The sequence below is a fragment of the Pseudoalteromonas xiamenensis genome, assembly GCF_030994125.1.
GTDB classification, from domain to species: Bacteria; Pseudomonadota; Gammaproteobacteria; order Enterobacterales; family Alteromonadaceae; genus Pseudoalteromonas; species Pseudoalteromonas xiamenensis_B.
This window is the reverse complement of the sequence record NZ_CP099918.1, coordinates 196,784-213,235: the sequence shown is the minus strand read 5'-3', so window position 1 is coordinate 213,235 and position 16,452 is coordinate 196,784. Positions and strand designations below refer to the sequence as shown.

16 protein-coding genes are annotated in these 16,452 nt (G+C 44.0%); 9 read left to right on the top strand and 7 right to left on the bottom strand.

Annotation, left to right across the window (positions count from 1 at the left end; all coding sequences use genetic code 11):
- Positions 1-49: 49 nt before the first annotated feature.
- The 6 genes from NI389_RS18045 to cydP all read right to left on the bottom strand — a co-directional run bounded on the left by NI389_RS18045 (position 50) and on the right by cydP (position 4,828).
- On the bottom strand, positions 50-538 hold the full coding sequence (locus NI389_RS18045; RefSeq protein ID WP_308362804.1) for a SixA phosphatase family protein: 489 nt from the start codon (positions 536-538) through the stop codon (positions 50-52).
- A 16-nt stretch (positions 539-554) separates the two neighbouring features.
- Positions 555-1,295, bottom strand: a complete 741-nt coding sequence (locus NI389_RS18040; protein WP_308362803.1) for a phytanoyl-CoA dioxygenase family protein — start codon at positions 1,293-1,295, stop codon at positions 555-557.
- A 193-nt stretch (positions 1,296-1,488) separates the two neighbouring features.
- Complete coding sequence (locus NI389_RS18035; RefSeq protein WP_308362801.1) at positions 1,489-1,800, bottom strand: cyd operon YbgE family protein; 312 nt, start codon at positions 1,798-1,800, stop codon at positions 1,489-1,491.
- Positions 1,801-1,814: 14 nt separating this feature from the next.
- A complete protein-coding gene (gene cydX, locus NI389_RS18030; RefSeq protein WP_208845140.1) occupies positions 1,815-1,934 on the bottom strand; it encodes a cytochrome bd-I oxidase subunit CydX in 120 nt (39 codons plus the stop codon).
- A gap of 10 nt (positions 1,935-1,944) precedes the next feature.
- Positions 1,945-4,656, bottom strand: a complete 2,712-nt coding sequence (gene cydB / locus NI389_RS18025; RefSeq protein ID WP_308362800.1) for a cytochrome d ubiquinol oxidase subunit II — start codon at positions 4,654-4,656, stop codon at positions 1,945-1,947.
- A 16-nt stretch (positions 4,657-4,672) separates the two neighbouring features.
- Positions 4,673-4,828 carry a cytochrome oxidase putative small subunit CydP gene (gene cydP, locus NI389_RS18020; protein WP_308362799.1) on the bottom strand — a complete coding sequence of 52 codons (156 nt, stop codon included), beginning with the start codon at positions 4,826-4,828 and terminating at the stop codon, positions 4,673-4,675.
- Between the two features lie 165 nt (positions 4,829-4,993).
- Between cydP and NI389_RS18015 the strand changes: the two genes are divergently transcribed.
- The 9 genes from NI389_RS18015 (at position 4,994) to NI389_RS17975 (ending at position 15,567) form a co-directional block, all read left to right on the top strand.
- Complete coding sequence (locus NI389_RS18015) at positions 4,994-6,307, top strand: sigma-54 interaction domain-containing protein (RefSeq protein ID WP_308362798.1); 1,314 nt, start codon at positions 4,994-4,996, stop codon at positions 6,305-6,307.
- A 266-nt stretch (positions 6,308-6,573) separates the two neighbouring features.
- A complete protein-coding gene (locus tag NI389_RS18010) occupies positions 6,574-7,830 on the top strand; it encodes an efflux RND transporter periplasmic adaptor subunit (protein ID WP_308362797.1) in 1,257 nt (418 codons plus the stop codon).
- Positions 7,831-7,946: 116 nt separating this feature from the next.
- Entirely contained in the window at positions 7,947-8,663 is a 717-nt protein-coding gene (locus NI389_RS18005) for an ABC transporter ATP-binding protein (protein WP_308362796.1), read from the top strand.
- A gap of 1 nt (position 8,664) precedes the next feature.
- Positions 8,665-9,978, top strand: a complete 1,314-nt coding sequence (locus NI389_RS18000; protein WP_308362795.1) for an ABC transporter permease — start codon at positions 8,665-8,667, stop codon at positions 9,976-9,978.
- Positions 9,979-9,988: 10 nt separating this feature from the next.
- Positions 9,989-11,200, top strand: coding sequence for an ABC transporter permease (locus NI389_RS17995; RefSeq protein ID WP_308362794.1), 1,212 nt, complete (start codon positions 9,989-9,991; stop codon positions 11,198-11,200).
- 110 nt (positions 11,201-11,310) lie between these two features.
- Positions 11,311-12,657 (top strand): sigma-54-dependent transcriptional regulator, encoded by a 1,347-nt coding sequence (locus tag NI389_RS17990; protein WP_308362793.1) that lies wholly within the window; start codon positions 11,311-11,313, stop codon positions 12,655-12,657.
- Entirely contained in the window at positions 12,657-13,952 is a 1,296-nt protein-coding gene (locus tag NI389_RS17985) for a sensor histidine kinase (protein WP_308362791.1), read from the top strand. Before NI389_RS17990 ends, NI389_RS17985 begins: the two co-directional genes overlap by 1 nt.
- Before the next feature lie 43 nt (positions 13,953-13,995).
- The gene (locus NI389_RS17980) at positions 13,996-14,859 is read left to right on the top strand and encodes a helix-turn-helix transcriptional regulator (RefSeq protein WP_308362790.1); all 864 of its coding nucleotides are present in this window, start codon (positions 13,996-13,998) and stop codon (positions 14,857-14,859) included.
- A gap of 150 nt (positions 14,860-15,009) precedes the next feature.
- Positions 15,010-15,567 (top strand): YbhB/YbcL family Raf kinase inhibitor-like protein, encoded by a 558-nt coding sequence (locus tag NI389_RS17975; RefSeq protein ID WP_308362788.1) that lies wholly within the window; start codon positions 15,010-15,012, stop codon positions 15,565-15,567.
- A gap of 105 nt (positions 15,568-15,672) precedes the next feature.
- Here the strand turns inward: NI389_RS17975 and NI389_RS17970 are convergent, their stop codons facing one another.
- Positions 15,673-16,329 (bottom strand): hypothetical protein, encoded by a 657-nt coding sequence (locus tag NI389_RS17970; protein WP_308362787.1) that lies wholly within the window; start codon positions 16,327-16,329, stop codon positions 15,673-15,675.
- Positions 16,330-16,452 lie beyond the last annotated feature (123 nt).

Sequence of the window (16,452 nt, the reverse complement as noted above, 5' to 3'; positions counted from 1 at the left end):
TGCTTTCCAAGCGCAAGGTTATCTGCGCTCAGAAATAAAAGTGAGCGATTTACTTTTCTGCCAAAGACGTGTTATTTGACGAGAAGTGATTGAACTTGAAACCTTGCTCCGTTTGCTTGAGGATAAAGAGATCATCAAACGTACTTTCATCTATTGGCCAATTCGTACCTGAGAGTAATTTTACTAGTTCAGGTGTTGTATTGGAATGTCCGGCTACGACCACGACTCCTTTCATTTCGCGCAATGATTCAGCAAATGCTTCAAGTTGCCTAGGGTTATAGCTTAAAACCTGCAAACGTGTTTTCTTTGCTAAAGGAGCGATAGTTTGCTGTGTTCGATTGTAGTTTGTTGCATAGAGCGCGGTTGGTGAAAGCGGTGCAAGGAGATTTGCTATACGCTCGGCTCGTATATTGCCCTCGGTAGTTAATGAGGGATCCGTGCCATCTTGTTTCTCTGCATGACGAAACAATACAACGTCTGCGGCAGATGATACGAAGCTTGTGCATAGCAAGGTGCCGAGCAAAATTGATTTGAACATGTCGTTTATTCTTGTTTTAGGGAAATACAGCCAAACACTCTAACGTTGCTTTTATCTCCGCGCAAGGCTGATGTACGTCATTCAGGAACGAATGCATTTCGGGTTCACAAAATAAAATGTCTAGTGCAAACCGTTCTTGTCCGTACAAACCACGGTGCAGCATGTTCGCGGAAAAAGCTAAGACATCGCCACGATTGAGCTGAATAATCTGTCCTTCTGGGAGTGGATCGCTTTTCTTGTGGCCATTTTTCTCAAGCCTTACATCGAGTGCAAGAGGGCTATCCCATGTTTTATGGCTTTTTGGGACGAGTTCCATGCCCGGTTCATTGGCAAGCGGTATTCTCACATGAATAATGTCAGGACCTTGCAGTGCGTCTTTTTGTTCCTCCAGACTCAAGTGATATTGTCCATCACGATGCCAATAATTTTTTTGATGGGGATTAATCGGATTGAAAAATAGTTGTGAGTTCATATAAATGGGGCGTTTAAGCAAGGTAGTTGCAAGTTTGCTCATTTCTTCACTGCCTATAAGCGCAAACAACTTTTGACGTTCTTCTTTCTCCAAATAGGTTTCAGCGGTTAAACCAGATGAATTAATGGCACTGGCCTTATAAAAGAGATGGTTGTCGTCTACCCATCTGTCGTGAAACGCACGCACGACTGGCTCTACCATGTCTAACATAGTTTGAGGCAAAAAATTTCTTAGGCAGACAAAACCGTACTCTTCATAATGTGATGCAGCATGTTCTAAATCCATGTTTCGCTCTCATCATTTGCAACTTATTTGAGTATAGACAGAAGCGATTTACATTTCATCTATAGAACGTATTTTAGTCGTAGTGTCCTTTGGTTAGTTTCTACTTAAGCATGAGTTTTTGCAAAAAGGTGAATAATGAAACGGGTACATTGATACGGCCTAATCGCAAAAACTGACTGGACTAACTGCGTTATTAAACCAGTCCAAGCAAAAACCACATTAAAAGTGGCCATGCAAAAAAAGGGGTAAAAAGACATCGCCACAATAGCGTGTGCGGTTTAAACCCGATGCCATGAATAAATGCAGCACTGTTTGCCAACATAACAAGGGTAAACGTTCCGTGATCAACTTGTCCTTGAGTATTTACTGCAACAGGCGGCCAAAACAGGACAAGTAAGGTCGTGATCGTTGCTAACAAAAAGGACACGTATTGGAAAATCACGTTTTGCTGCCATAAAGCAAAACGTGATGCGTAAAGTGAACAACGAGAGTTTAGTGAAGACATAAATTCGACGTACCTCAATCGTCTTCAAGTTCACTAAGTCGGTCTAAATTCTCTGTGTTTTCAAGCCACATTACATTGATTATTGAAAATGCGCAGGCCAATAACACACCTAAAATCCAAGTGAAATACCACATAATTTGCTCCTTAATACAAAGATTTACTGTTGCTATGGATCGCCTCTTGGCTAATGCGGCCGAACATTTTGAAGTAAGACCAAAGGGTATAGCCAAGCACAATGGGTACGAATATCAATGCAACAACGAGCATGATCGTTAATGTCAGTTCGCTGGATGTTGCGTCCAACGCAGTTAAGCTGTGGTTTGGGTCTAGACTCGATGGCATGACAAATGGGAACATGGCAAATCCTGCTGTTAGAATTATAGCCGCTACTCCCAATGAACTTGTTAAAAACGCCATCGCATTTGCCTGTTTTTTGCTAAATAGCGCCGTTGCAAAAGGCAATATCAGACCCAAAACAGGTGCGGCTATCATCCATGGGTATCGCTCATAATTATGAAACCAAGCACCAGGTTGAGCGATTGCGGTTTTTAACAAAGGATTTGCAGCTTGAGTGCTTGAAGAAAATGCAGTGACCTCGTAACCAAAATGGCCGAAATAGAGCCACACGCCGGCAAAACCAAAGGCAATTGCTGTCGTAATTGCAGATATGACACTGATGTTTTCAGAGCGTATTTTTAATTCATCCGTGGTTTTCATTTGTAACCATGTTGCGCCTTGCGTGACCAGCATAAGTACACTGACGAGCCCACATAAAATGGCAAATGGATTCAATAGCGCAAAGAAGCTTCCTTGGTACGTTGCACGCAGGTATTCATCGAGCAAGAAGGGAACACCTTGTAATAGATTTCCAAAGGCAACGCCAAACACAAGTGCCGGAACAAACGAGCCAATGAATAAACCGTTATCCCACATTTTGCGCCATGTGGGATTGTCGAGTTTGCTGCGATAGTCAAAACCCACGGGGCGGAAGAATAGTGCTGCAAGCACCAAAATCATTGCTAAATAAAATCCCGAAAAGGCGACGGCGTACACTTGAGGCCAAGCAGCGAACAAAGCTCCACCTGCCGTAACCAACCAAACCTGATTACCTTCCCAATGCGGCCCGACAGTATTGATCATCACACGCTTTGTTGTGTCATCTTTGCCTAAGATAGGCAGTAACATGCCGACACCTAAATCGAAGCCGTCTGTTACTGCGAAGCCAATCAGTAACACACCAATAAGTAACCACCAGATGAGTTTTAGTGTTTCATAATCCAACATGTTAGAGCCCCCTTGTGGTGCATTATTCGTTTGCTCAAAGTGATACTTATTCAATCCAAGAGAAGACGGTCCGCGTTTTGCGAAGTGGATCATCAAGTACATTTCCGCGATGAACAATAAGAGATAGAAACTACAAATGGCCAAAAGTGAAAGCGTGACATCGCCGGCACTTACGGAAGAGGCGCTGAGTCCCGTCGGTAAAATTTCGGCAATGGACCAAGGCTGACGGCCATATTCCGCGACAAACCAACCACATTCTGCTGCTATCCAAGGTAAAGGAAGTGACCATAAGCACATTCTTAACAGCCATTTTTTCTTTTCTTGGCGATGCTGTGTGCTTTGCCAAAATGCCATTGCAAAAACGAACAGCATCACAAAACCACTGAACACCATTGCGCGGAAAGACCAAAATAGTGGAGCTACTTTTGGAATAGTGTCTCTGGCCGCAGCTTGTATTTGCTCATCGGTAGCATCGGTTACGTTGTCTGTGTATTTTTTTAGAAGTAGGCCATAGCCCAAGTCCACTTTAACTTCATTAAAAGCTGCGACGGTTTCAGCACTTTTATCACCGTGACGTAATTGTTGAAGTAATCCAAAGGCGACCATCCCTCGACGAATACGTTGCTCATGTTCCGAGATGAGATCTTTAATACCGGTCACTGGCTCGTCAATAGAGCGCGTTGCAATTAAACCTAACACATAGGGGATCCTAATGGCGTAATCGGTGGTCATGGTTTCTTCATTTGGTAAACCAATCAAGGTAAAGGCAGCCGGTGGTTCATGCGTGTCCCATTCGGCTTCGATTGCTGCCAGTTTAGTTTTTTGTACGTCGCCAATCTCATAGCCACTTTCATCGCCAAGTACGATAACAGAGAGAATCGACGCAAGACCAAAGCTTGCAGCGATGGCAAAAGAGCGACGAGCAAAGGCGATGTCTCTTTTCTTCAAAAGGTAATAAGCTGAAATGGCCAAAACAAACATCGCACCCGTGACATAGCCAGACGCGACGGTATGAACAAATTTGACTTGTGCAACGGGGTTAAAAATAAGTTCAGCGAAGCTGACCATTTCCATGCGCATAGTTTCAAAATTGAATTCTGAGCCTACTGGGTTTTGCATCCAACCATTGGCAATGAGGATCCAGAGCGCACTAAAGTTTGAGCCTAACGCGACCAGCCAAGTAGTTAATAAATGCTGGCGCTTGGTGAGTCTATCCCAACCAAAAAAGAATAAACCGATAAACGTGGATTCAAGAAAAAACGCCACCAAACCTTCAATGGCTAGAGGTGCACCAAAAATATCGCCAACATAGTGTGAATAGTACGCCCAGTTTGTACCAAACTGGAATTCCATGGTGAGGCCCGTGGTTACACCCAGTGCGAAATTAATCCCGAACAATTTCCCCCAAAACTTCACCATATCTTTATAGACAGGGTTATTGGTCATCACGTAAACGGATTCCATGATAGCCAAAATAAAGGACAGCCCAAGAGTGAGCGGTACAAAAATAAAATGAAACATCGCGGTGAGTGCAAATTGCAGCCGCGACAGCTCGACGACGGTAAGTTCCATGTAAGTCCCCTTAAGATTATTTAGAGATCAAGTGTTCGCCAACTTGTTGTGATTTTGGGGTGTAGCTGTCTAAACTCGGCTCTGCAAAAAACAGCGACTTAATGAGAAATACTGCACATACCTTGACCACAACAATGACCGCTAAGTGTTTAACCAGTTTGTTATTGAACATCTGACCTCCTTAAAACTAACTTACGCATTACAAGTCCTATGCCAAAAATTTAGTTTAGAAGTTATTGAAAATACTGCAAAAAAATATACTTCCATTTATTTGTTTGTCACTAATGGTGTTTTTGTGTCATAAGTGGCAGACATAATTTGTTTTAGTTGAGCGAAGATGAATATTGCAACAGTGCAAGCGATGATTAACGCGGTTGAAAAACCGGCCATTTTTATCGATACCAACTATCGGATCCTTGCAGTAAATTTACCCTATCGAGAGCTCTACGAGACGACGATTCAAATCGGCTATAGTCGTTGCTATGAAGTCAGTCATCATGTGAATGAACCGTGTGATAAGCAGGGCGAACAATGTCCCTTGTCTGAATGTAAACAAACAGGAAAAGCCAGTAGTGCATTACACATCCACCCAACAGCAGATGGAGATGCTTACTGCGACATTCACATGCGGCCAATCGTGGATGATGATGGGATTACCATTGGCTTTCTAGAAGTGTTGGACAAGATAGAGTACGCCTCTAGACACATTGGGCAAGCACAGATGATTGGTGAGTCTGATGCGTTTAAAGCAATGCTGAAATTGATTAATCGCAGTGGCCAAACCGACATCAATGTATTGTTGTGTGGTGAAACAGGGACAGGCAAGGAACTCGCTGCAAAAGCATTGCATCAAGCGAGTCGTCGCAGTAGCAAACCGTTTGTGGTAGTCGAATGTACGGGACTCAATGAGAATCTCTTTGAAAGTGAATTGTTCGGTCATGAAAAGGGGGCTTTTACTGGCGCAACGCAGAAAAAAGCGGGGCTAGTGGAGCTGGCGCACGGTGGAACATTGTTTTTAGATGAAATCGCTGACGTGCCAATGAGCATGCAAGTTAAGCTTTTACGCCTATTAGAAACCGGGAATTTTCGGTCGGTAGGAAGCACCGTTTATCGTAATGCAGATTTTCGATTAGTGTGTGCAACCCACAAAGATTTGTTATCACATGTAAGAGAAGGGAAGTTTCGCGAAGACCTCTACTATCGAATTGCTGCATTTCCAATTCACCTACCAGCGCTTCGTGAGCGAAAACACGATATAGAGTTGCTTGCCAAACATATACTCGAAAAGTCAGAGTTTGCTGGTAAACGCCTTTCAAATTATGCGCTAAGTCAGCTACAAACTGGGCTTTTCAATGGAAACATTCGTGAGCTCAAGCACGTCATTTTGCGTGCGGCGATAATGAGTGATGACAATGAAATACATAAGGTCGATTTTGGTCCAGACATAGCAATGGCAAAACCGGCCGTGGCAGTGCGCAACGATTCAGATGAATTCAAACCGTTGCTTTCGCTCGACGAAGCGGAAAAACAGTATTTACAGTATGCTGTTGCAAATCATTCCGGGTCGATAGAGGCGTTGTCTGAAGCCCTAGGTATTTCAACTCGTAGCTTATATCGACGTCTTAAGAAGTTCGGAATCACCACCGCGTAAACCTTCAACTTGGGCCTGATTAAAGTGTCCGCTGCGGACACTTTTTGTGTCCGCGGACAGTCTTTTAACGACACTAAATAAATTAAGTTCTTTATAATCAATTAGATAAAAGTTGGCACAAAGTTGGTATTACTTTTCGTACTATCAACTAAATACAAGCAGAAACCGATGTTGTTGAGTTGTTTTTTTATTTCACCTCTTATGGTCATTGCAATTGCTTTGGCAATTCGTGTCAGTGAATTATCTGCTTGGTGTAAGGACTAACCATGATTAAAGATACCAGTGGACAAGACGTCGTCATTACAAAAAGTAAAAAAACGCCGCGTAATATTGTGCTTGCCATCGCGGCCACGTTTGCCATCGCGCTTTCTGCAAATGCCATTATTAATGGCGAAACGGCGGAACAATCCATTGAAAAGGCGCAATTGCAGTTTGCGAAAGTCGAGCGCGGTGACTTAACCCGTGATGTTGTCGCGACAGGCAAAGTCGTCGCGGCTAATGCCCCTCGCGTTTACAGCCCAGAGCAAGGTTTTGTGGATCTGCAAGTGAGTGCAGGTGACCGTGTCGTTGTTGGTCAAGTGGTTGCGATAGTAGATAGCCCTGAACTAAATAACGAATTGCAGCAGCAGAATTCTGAATTTGCTCGATTGCAGGGCGAATTAGCACGTAAGGAACTTGATGCGCGCAGAGAAACATTGAACCTTAATAAAGTACTCGATATGGCTCAAGTTGAACTCAATGCTGCGGACAGAGAGAACCGCAGGGCGCAATTGTCAATTAAAGAACATTTGATAAGCCAAATTGACTTAGAAAAAGCGGTCGATGAGCTCGCTAAAGCGAAGTTAAGTTTTAAACATGCGAAAGAAGAAGTCGCGCTGGCGAAAGACACGCTTGCTTTTGACTTGCAAGCGGCAAAAAGCACGCTCGAGCGACAACAGTTTGTAGTAGAAGAACTGGAGCGCAAAGTTAAGAACTTAAACATTACGGCCTCGGTATCTGGCATTGTCGGTAACTTAAACGTACAACCGAAAGAATTGGTGAGCAAAAACCAAGCCCTGATGACGTTAGTTGACTTAAGCAATTATGAAGCTGAAGTGCAAGTGTCTGAAAGTTTTGCTAATGAGCTAGGACTTGGTATGGACGTTGAGCTCAAAATTGGTAATCAAATGGTCACAGGTAAGCTTTCGGCTATTTCACCTGAAGTCAGTAATCGTGAAGTGACGACGCGTGTTCGCTTCGGCCAAACCGATTTGACCGGCATCCGTCAGAATCAACAACTTTCAGCGCGTATCTTACTAGAAAATAAACAAAATGTACTCAAAGTGAGACGTGGTGGATTCACTCAGGCTGGTGGCTTTGTCGCGTACAAATTGAATGGCAACATCGCCACCAAAATTGATATCGAGTTAGGCGCTTACAGTCTTCGAGAAGTTGAAGTGCTTTCAGGCTTAGAGGTAGGTGATGAAATCATCATCTCGAACTACGAAACGTTTAATCAATCACCTTCAATTCTTTTGAATTAACAAAGCGCAGCAGAGCGACGCGCAGACAAAACGCGCCGCTTAAAAGCACAATAATTTTAATAAGACTTGGCCAGATAAGACGTGAATTAAGCCAAGGAAAACACAGGAATGACAAAATGTTAGAAATGAAAAATGTAGGCAAAATTTACCAAACTGACATGGTGCAAACGCACGCTCTTCGTGATTTTAACCTAAGTGTAAAAGAAGGTGAGTTCATCGCGGTTACCGGGCCATCGGGCTCAGGTAAAACAACATTTTTAAACATTGCAGGTATGCTAGAGCCATTTTCAACGGGTCAATATTTGCTCGATGGTATTGATGTAGGTCGCCTGTCGGACAACCAACGTGCAGATCTACGGAACCAAAAAATTGGTTTTATTTTCCAGGGCTTTAACCTAATCCCTGACTTAAATTTATATGAGAACGTTGAAGTCCCACTTCGTTATCGTGGTATCAAGGCTGCGGAGCGTAAACGTCGTATTGAGCAATGCTTAGAGCAAGTAGGCTTAGCCAGCCGAGCGAAGCATTTGCCACAACAACTCTCTGGGGGCCAGCAGCAGCGAGTTGCAATTGCACGCGCGCTTGCTGGTCAACCTCGCTTTTTACTCGCCGATGAACCAACCGGAAACTTGGATAGTTTAATGGCAAGACAAGTTATGGAGTTACTAGAACAAATTAATCGCGATGGAGCGACTATCATCATGGTGACCCATGACCCAGAATTGGCGCGCCGTGCACCACGTAATATTCAAGTGGTTGATGGGCAACTTGCTGATTTCACGCTTTATCAAGGTCATCCTTCCCAACCTGCGCCAGTACTAGAAGGTGTATAACATGTTTACGCATTATCTAGATTTAAGCTGGCGCAGCTTTAAGCGCACTCCGGTGGTGTCATTTTTAATGGTACTTGCGATAGCAATCGGCGTGGGCGTCACGATGACCAGCTTGTCGGTCTATCACATGATGTCCATGGACCCTATTCCAGAAAAGAGCAACCAGCTTTTTCACCCGCAACTTCAAACCGTTGATGAAGGTGTAAAGCTTTGGACCAAAGATGGCATGCCAAGGCAAATGACCTATCAAGATGCTGTAAACCTGATGAATGCGCCTATTCCAGAGCGCAAAACAGCCAGCGTGAAAACGGGGTTTTCGGTCCATTTAGATTCGTCGACAGTAAAGCCCTTCTCAAGTGCGGCACGGCTCGTGAATCGTCAGTTTTTTGAGATTTTTAACCTCGAGTTTATCAATGGTGCGACTTGGTCTGAAAATGATGACCTCAATGCGTCGCCAGTGATTGTTATCGATGATTATTTGAATAATAAGTTGTTCGGTGGCGGCAACAATGTGGGCAAGTCAATTAACTTAGATGATGGACAGTATCAAATCGTTGGGATAATCAAAACGTGGGACATTCATATTAAGTTCTACGATTTGAATAATGGTGCATTTCAAAAGCCAGAGCATATCTACATGCCATTTTCATTGGTCGCGGCACGGGAATTAGACAACTGGGGGAACACCAATGGTTGGAAATTTGAGCCATCAAATACGTTTCAGGATAAATTAAACTCAGAGCGTTTTTGGGTTCAGTTCTGGGCCGAGTTGCCAGACGAACAAGCCAAACAACGTTATGGTGAATACCTCATGGCGTATATGCAAGAGCAACAGAAATTGGGTCGTTTTAACCGGGATGAACTGGTTTATAAGCTCAATAACGTGGACGATTGGATGGAATTCTTCAGCGTGGTAAGTAAGGACAACAAAGTACTTGTGGCACTGAGCTTCATGTTCCTTGCGGTATGTCTTGCGAATATTTTGGGACTACTACTGGCTAAATTTTTGCGTCGTGCACCAGAGGTGGGTGTCAGAAGAGCGCTGGGTGCAAGTAAGCGACAAGTGTTTTATCAACATTTAGTTGAAGTGTCTCTTCTTGGCTTTCTTGGCGGTACGTTGGGTATCGTGATTTCGCAATTAGGACTTTGGGGCGTGCGCGCGACGCACAGTGTGTACACTAATTTGGCGACGATGGATGCCACAATGTTGTTTGCATCTCCGGTTATTGCCATTGTGTCGTGCATTATTGCGGGATTGTACCCTGCGTGGATAGTGTGCCGCACCACACCCGCTATTTATCTGAAAAGCCAATAAGGAGTGAAACATGTTAGAAATTAAACCAATTATTAACGCCATGCTTCGCTCAAAAGTGGGTGCCTTTTTGTTGCTTATTCAAATTGCGATTACCACCGCGATCGTCAGTAACGCCGCATTCATTATTAGTGATAGGTTGACTTACTTAAAGCAGGACACAGGGTATCAAGAGGAAGCGTTATTCACGTTTAACGTGATGACATTTGGGCGTGATGTAAATATCGACCAGCAGATCGAGCTTGATGAAGCGATGCTTCGCCAAATCCCAGGTGTGATTGACGCCAGTTTGATGCAAACCGTTCCGCTTTCAGGTTCTGGCAGCGCCTCTGGATTTGGTGAAAAACCTGAGCCAGAAAAAGGAAAACAAGTGCGCGCGAGTTACATGTTTGGAGACGAGCATGCGTTAAATACATTAGGTGTTAAGCTCAGTGAGGGACGTAATTTCAGCGATGATGAGATTGTCGTTCATGGCAGCGACGGGAAGCAAACAGCTCCATCAGTTGTCATTGCGTCAAAAGCATTTACCGACGAAATGTTCCCTGAAGGCAATGGCCTTGGAAAGACCATTTTTATGGAGGATAAGCCGGTTCAGATTATTGGTATTGTTGAGCGTATGGCGGGAGCATGGTTGCGTGATTCTAAGCCTTTCAACGCCTTAATTATTCCACTCGTTAAGACGGACACCATTCAAGACTTTGTAGTACGCACCGCGCCGGGTCAGCGTGCTCAAGTGATGGCTCAAATTGAAGACAAAATGCTGGCGTTGTATGACAAACGTGTCGTACGCGAAATAGAAGGGTTCGATTTACTCAAATCAAAGTACAACGCAAAAGATACGTTAATGCTTCGTATGTTGGTTGTCTTGATTGTCGTGCTCGTGCTTGTCACTGCATTGGGCGTCTTTGGTTTAACGCTGTTTAACATTAGCAAACGGACAAAACAAATCGGCACACGTCGTGCTTTGGGCGCTCGCAAATCAGCGATTATTCGTTACTTTTTAGTCGAAAATACCCTGATCAGCGTGAGTGGTTTGGTGATAGGCAGTGTCGCGGCCTATTTGTTGGGACAGCAACTTATGACGGTGTTCTCCTTACCAGCACTGCCGCTGAGCTTTATCGCATTCACCGCGTTATCGGTGTTAGTAATGAGCTTGTTGTCGGTACTTGCTCCCGCAAAGCGTGCGGCTGACATTTCACCGAGTATCGCAACACGCAGTATTTAATGACGGTACAGCGAAAGGATATTTTTTGAAAACAACGTGCTACACTGGAAAACAGCGTAGCACAAGCTCCTTACCCATCGTGAGAGGGCGATAAGAATAAAATGCTGAACATGGAAAAAATCTTAATAGTTGATGATAACCCTGCGATTTTGGACGCGCTGTCCTTGTTACTCGAAATACATGGTTTTCAGGTTGTCACGGCCGACAATCCCTTTGATGCCTCGCAAATCGTTAATTATCAATCGATTTCGTTAGTCATTCAGGACATGAATTTCACGGGAGATACAACGTCTGGTGAAGAAGGTAAGTCGCTCTTTTATCAACTTAGAGGGCTAAATCCACATTTACCTATCATTTTGATCACCGCTTGGACGGAGCTTGAGACAGCGATTGAGTTAGTTAAAGCCGGGGCGTCAGACTACATCGCGAAACCTTGGGATGACCAAAAGCTCGTCACCACAATTCATAATCTCATCGAATTAAGTAAAGCAAAGCAAGATTCCGACAAAATCGCACGGCAGCAATCAGTCATGCAACCAAGTAAAGATAACGCAAACGCGGTTGGATTGATTTATGAAAGTGCGCAAATGCAGCGTGTTGTTGATATGGCGCTGCAAGTTGCGACATCGGATATATCGGTGCTTATCACCGGGCCCAATGGTTCGGGAAAAGAAAAAATAGCGGAGCTTATTCAAGCAAACTCAAAGTTAGCTGATGCACCGTTTATTAAGGTGAATGTTGGTGCACTCCCAAGTGATTTGATAGAAGCAGAGTTATTTGGTGCAGAGGCTGGGGCCTTTACTGGGGCAACCAAAACAAGGATTGGTCGTTTTGAAGCTGCAAACGGCGGAACGTTGTTTCTTGATGAAATGGGCAATTTACCGTTGTCTGGGCAAGCGAAGTTATTGAGGGTTTTGCAAACAGGTGAGTACGAACGATTAGGGTCTGTGGTGACTCATCACACACAGGTCAGGGTTATTTCTGCAACCAATACACACTTGCTTAACGACATACGTGAAGGGCACTTCCGTGAAGATTTGTATTATCGTTTAAACGTGATTGAGTTAAACCTGCCACCGCTTTCAGACCGACCTGACGATATTTTACCGTTAGTAAAACACTTTTTACCGAAACGTGATTTCTCTTTGGAAGCCGAGCAGCATCTTAAAAATCACACTTGGCCTGGAAATGTCAGAGAACTCGAAAATGCGTGTAAGCGCGTAGCCGTACTCAAACCTCATGGGATCATTGAAGCGACTGACTTTGGCCTGCAGTTGAACGTTGCTGCAATGGCATCGACACAAAGTGCGAAGACGGCGCAAAAAGAGCCTAACAAAGCGGAGCTTGAAGCGGCAATGCGTGAATACCAAGGTGTTATTGCGAAAGTTGCGCGTCATTTTGGTCTTACTCGTCAAGCGCTTTACCGTCGTTTGCAAAAATTCGAGATTGATTATTGATGCGCCTAACCTTGATACACAAGTTGCATATGATCACAGGCAGTGTCGTATTATTAACGTCGTTGCCGGTGCTGTGGTTCAGTGAACTGGATGCCTTGACTAAAGGTATATTTCTCCTGTGCTCAATTGTATTGAGCTCTATTTTGACGCGCCAACTCTCAGCTGGGCTTCGCGAGGGGTTGGATGCAATGGAGCTTGGTTTGTTGAACCTCAAAGATGGTGAGTTTGCGACGACGTTGGCGTATTCTCAAAACGATGAATTTGGCACATTGTGCCGACTTTACAATCAAACGGCGTTGCAGTTAAGAGCGGAAAAACAATGGTTGTATCAACGTGAGTTAATGCTCGATAAAGTCCTGCAAAGTTCCCCACAAGCACTATTGCTCGTAAATTCAAATCATCAAGTAGTCTTCAGTAATTACGCGGCTCGCGATCTCTTTAGCCACACTGAAAAACTCGAAGGTCTCTCTTTTGATACGCTTAAACAAAGCGCATCGATGGGGCTTAAGTTGGCTCTGGGTGAAGAACGCGAAGGGTTGTTCAGTGTTACACTCGATAATCAAGAAACGCAAACTTGGCATTTGGCGATAGGGGAATTCCTTCTTAATAATCAACCTCATCGATTATATATTTTGAAGCAAATGACACGTGAGCTAAGCCGCCAGGAAGTCATGGTATGGAAAAAGGTGATACGTATTATCAGCCATGAATTGAACAATTCACTTGGCCCAATATCATCGATGCTGCACAGTGGAAAATTATTAACGCGGCATGTTGATGAGCCAAGGCTAACCCGAGTATTTGCGACAATTGATGAGCGCATCGCGCATTTAACGGAGTTTGTTCAAGGTTATGGCAAGTTTGCAAAGTTGCCTAACCCAAATTTAGCAGCCATTGAATGGGCGCAATTTATGACGGCGATAAGTGAACAGTGGCGATGCAACGTCGAAGGTAATTCATCCTTAAAAATACAGGCCGATCAAATTCAACTAGAACAGTTGATGATCAACTTGCTAAAAAATGCGCATGAATCGGGGTCACCTGAACAGGACGTCTGTGCTCGAGCTTATCGGCAGCATGAAAATGTTATAATTGAAGTGCTTGATCGTGGGAAAGGAATGAGTGAACAGGTGATGGCAAATGCTCTCGTTCCATTCTATTCGACAAAAGCTTCAGGCAGTGGCTTGGGGCTTGCGCTTTGTAGAGAAATTGTAGAAGCACATCATGGTCAGATTGCCTTGTTTAATCGAGAGGGCGGAGGATTGGGTGTTCGAGTGTCGCTTCCAACCAACTAGCTTAATCCTGAGAGCAATGGAGAGATACTGAGTGGGAAAAATCATGGCAGTCAACCAGCATCGTGTGCTAAAGGAATTATTAGTTCGCCTTCAAAAGGTAACGGAGTCATCAAAGCCTTTGCCCTTTGCCTTATACACGGCAAAGACAGAACAAAAGTTACGAAATCTGCGTCTTATCAATCCGGTGTTGATGTTTGTATTGAGTGGTCGCAAAGAGATTGAATTGCAAAATGGCGTGGAAGTGGTTTTACGTGAAGGTGAATGTATTTTACTTGCTAATCGCCAAACTATTGTGGTTCGTAATATTCCAACTGAACGTCCATATTTTGCATTAATCATTGAATTTTACCCGTCAGATAAACCAACCTCCTATTTCGCAAATGGACAAACCGATTTTATTGTTAAACCATTCGATGAAACGTTTATGCTACTTCTCGGTCAGTTTGTGGAGTGGGCTGACATCTCGCCGCCTGAGCTTTGGGAAAATCGTCGTCAAGAACTGGTGAAGTTTATCCAAGTGCAAGGATGGAACGAAGTACAATCACTGTGGCGAGAGCAAGGATTGAGCGATCAAGTGCAGCGCTTTTTGCAGGTGACGATTGAAGAACCCATTTCGGCTCACCAAATTGCTCAACACTTTGGTATGAGTGAATCAACCTTGCGCAGAAGACTCAAAGACGAGCAGACCAGTTTACAACAATTGAAAGATGATGTTCGCTTGGGACTGGGTCTACACCTTCTCCAAAGTACCAGCAAGCCAATTTTACATATCGCATTGGAGTGCGGTTATCAATCCCAATCGAGATTCAGTGAACGCTTTAAAGAACAGTTTGGCATGACGCCGTCAGAGGTTCGCAAAAACGAGTTGACGGGAAAAGGCGAAAGATTGATGGTAAATGGCAAATAACGAACCTTAGATTGGTTTATTGTGTTGCTATCAGAGATTAATCGGTTTAGCTCATTAACGTCATATACAACACTGAAGTGACGCTGAGGTGAGCCAAGCCAATATCTTGAACTTCTAGATATTAATTTAGTTTAGGAAAAGGTCGTTACTATGAAAAATGTGATTTATACACTTGGTTTAGGTGTTTGCTTACTGAGTGCAGGCTCTTCGTTTGCGGGTCAATTTAGGCTCACAAGCCCAGATATTCAAGATGGCAAAATGATGAGTAAGACGCATGAATTTCAGGGATTTGGCTGTACAGGGGACAATCAATCACCAGCACTTGAGTGGCACAATGCGCCAGAAGGCACAAAATCATTTGCCGTGTTAGTGCATGACCGCGATGCGCCAACAGGTAGTGGCTGGTGGCATTGGCAAGTGATTAACATTCCTGCAAAGACGCAGTCGCTACCAAGAGATGCAGGAAATATACATGGTGCGATGTTGCCAAAAGGTGCCATGCAAATTGAAAGTGACTACGGTACAGCGGCATTCGGTGGCGCCTGCCCACCACCAGGGCATGGTGTACATCACTATACCTTTACAGTGCATGCGCTGTCTGGGAACTTAGATTTGCCAGCAACCGCATCAGGCGCGCTAGTTGGTTATATGGTTAACGCGAATACCATTGAAAAAGCGTCAATTGAAGCACTCTACGAGCGCAAATAATACGTGTAGCAATTGATTGCGTTGTACGTCTTTTAAAGCCAACGCCTGTAAAAAAAGTAAAGCACCAAACCGTCATGAAGCATAACGTAGTTTGGTGCTTGAGAATTAATATTCGAGTACGAGACTTTTAAGACCGTTATTATTTACGACCAATAAATAACTACGTCCAAACGACGCAGTACACATGTCGACAGCCACATCTTGGATACGGATATCTCCCGCACATTCATCAACTTGATACCAATTTGAAACTTCCCCTGTTTCTAAGACTACGGCTTGGCCACTAACGGAAGCGGACATTGGCGCCGCGGCCAATAACCGCACAGTAAACACGTTGTCGTGGTCACTGCGTTCTTTCTTCAACACCTTTAAATTGAGCGCGTTACTATTCCCTTGCATCGCGATAAAGTGATAGTCCGTATCGTTTTTCACTTTGATTTTCTCTTGCACGAGCATCCCAAGTTTGTTGACAGACTCCACAAAGAAACTGATCTGCCGATTTGTGTTATGTTCATGAGTAATTTGAGTTGATGCGTCACCTGCGTTCAACACTTTAACGCGGTATTTATCTTCACGTACGTTTCTTTCGTCGCCATCAAGTTCCGTGTTAGCCATGTGAAAGGCAATCTCAACGTCGGTCGCGTTAACGAGGTTGTATTGATTTTTGAAAAAACTCGAGCCGAAGTTAGCTGTTTCAATGTCTTCTTCCGAGCAAGCCGTTAATAGTAGAACACAAGCAGCAATGGTCAGTGGCAATTTCATAAAAGCTCCATTTTGTAAATTGTCGAAGTTTGAGTGGTTAAAAAACGTCCGTAACTGCGGGTAATTTAGTTGATGTGGTAAGGAAATATTGTGAGGGAGTGTCCAAGTTTTGTAAGAAAGTGT

Excerpts from the sequence above, each read along its gene's own strand:
- NI389_RS18035 (WP_308362801.1), bottom strand. The coding sequence starts at position 1,800 with ATGTCTTCACTAAACTCTCGTTGTTCACTTTACGCATCACGTTTTGCT.
- cydB (WP_308362800.1), bottom strand. The coding sequence starts at position 4,656 with ATGGAACTTACCGTCGTCGAGCTGTCGCGGCTGCAATTTGCACTCACC.
- NI389_RS18040 (WP_308362803.1), bottom strand. The coding sequence starts at position 1,295 with ATGGATTTAGAACATGCTGCATCACATTATGAAGAGTACGGTTTTGTC.
- NI389_RS18010 (WP_308362797.1), top strand. The coding sequence starts at position 6,574 with ATGATTAAAGATACCAGTGGACAAGACGTCGTCATTACAAAAAGTAAA.
- NI389_RS17985 (WP_308362791.1), top strand. The coding sequence starts at position 12,657 with ATGCGCCTAACCTTGATACACAAGTTGCATATGATCACAGGCAGTGTC.
- cydX (WP_208845140.1), bottom strand. The coding sequence starts at position 1,934 with ATGTGGTATTTCACTTGGATTTTAGGTGTGTTATTGGCCTGCGCATTT.
- NI389_RS17990 (WP_308362793.1), top strand. The coding sequence starts at position 11,311 with ATGGAAAAAATCTTAATAGTTGATGATAACCCTGCGATTTTGGACGCG.
- NI389_RS17975 (WP_308362788.1), top strand. The coding sequence starts at position 15,010 with ATGAAAAATGTGATTTATACACTTGGTTTAGGTGTTTGCTTACTGAGT.
- NI389_RS17980 (WP_308362790.1), top strand. The coding sequence starts at position 13,996 with ATGGCAGTCAACCAGCATCGTGTGCTAAAGGAATTATTAGTTCGCCTT.
- NI389_RS18000 (WP_308362795.1), top strand. The coding sequence starts at position 8,665 with ATGTTTACGCATTATCTAGATTTAAGCTGGCGCAGCTTTAAGCGCACT.
- NI389_RS18005 (WP_308362796.1), top strand. The coding sequence starts at position 7,947 with ATGTTAGAAATGAAAAATGTAGGCAAAATTTACCAAACTGACATGGTG.
- NI389_RS17995 (WP_308362794.1), top strand. The coding sequence starts at position 9,989 with ATGTTAGAAATTAAACCAATTATTAACGCCATGCTTCGCTCAAAAGTG.
- NI389_RS18045 (WP_308362804.1), bottom strand. The coding sequence starts at position 538 with ATGTTCAAATCAATTTTGCTCGGCACCTTGCTATGCACAAGCTTCGTA.
- NI389_RS18015 (WP_308362798.1), top strand. The coding sequence starts at position 4,994 with ATGAATATTGCAACAGTGCAAGCGATGATTAACGCGGTTGAAAAACCG.
- NI389_RS17970 (WP_308362787.1), bottom strand. The coding sequence starts at position 16,329 with ATGAAATTGCCACTGACCATTGCTGCTTGTGTTCTACTATTAACGGCT.
- cydP (WP_308362799.1), bottom strand. The coding sequence starts at position 4,828 with ATGTTCAATAACAAACTGGTTAAACACTTAGCGGTCATTGTTGTGGTC.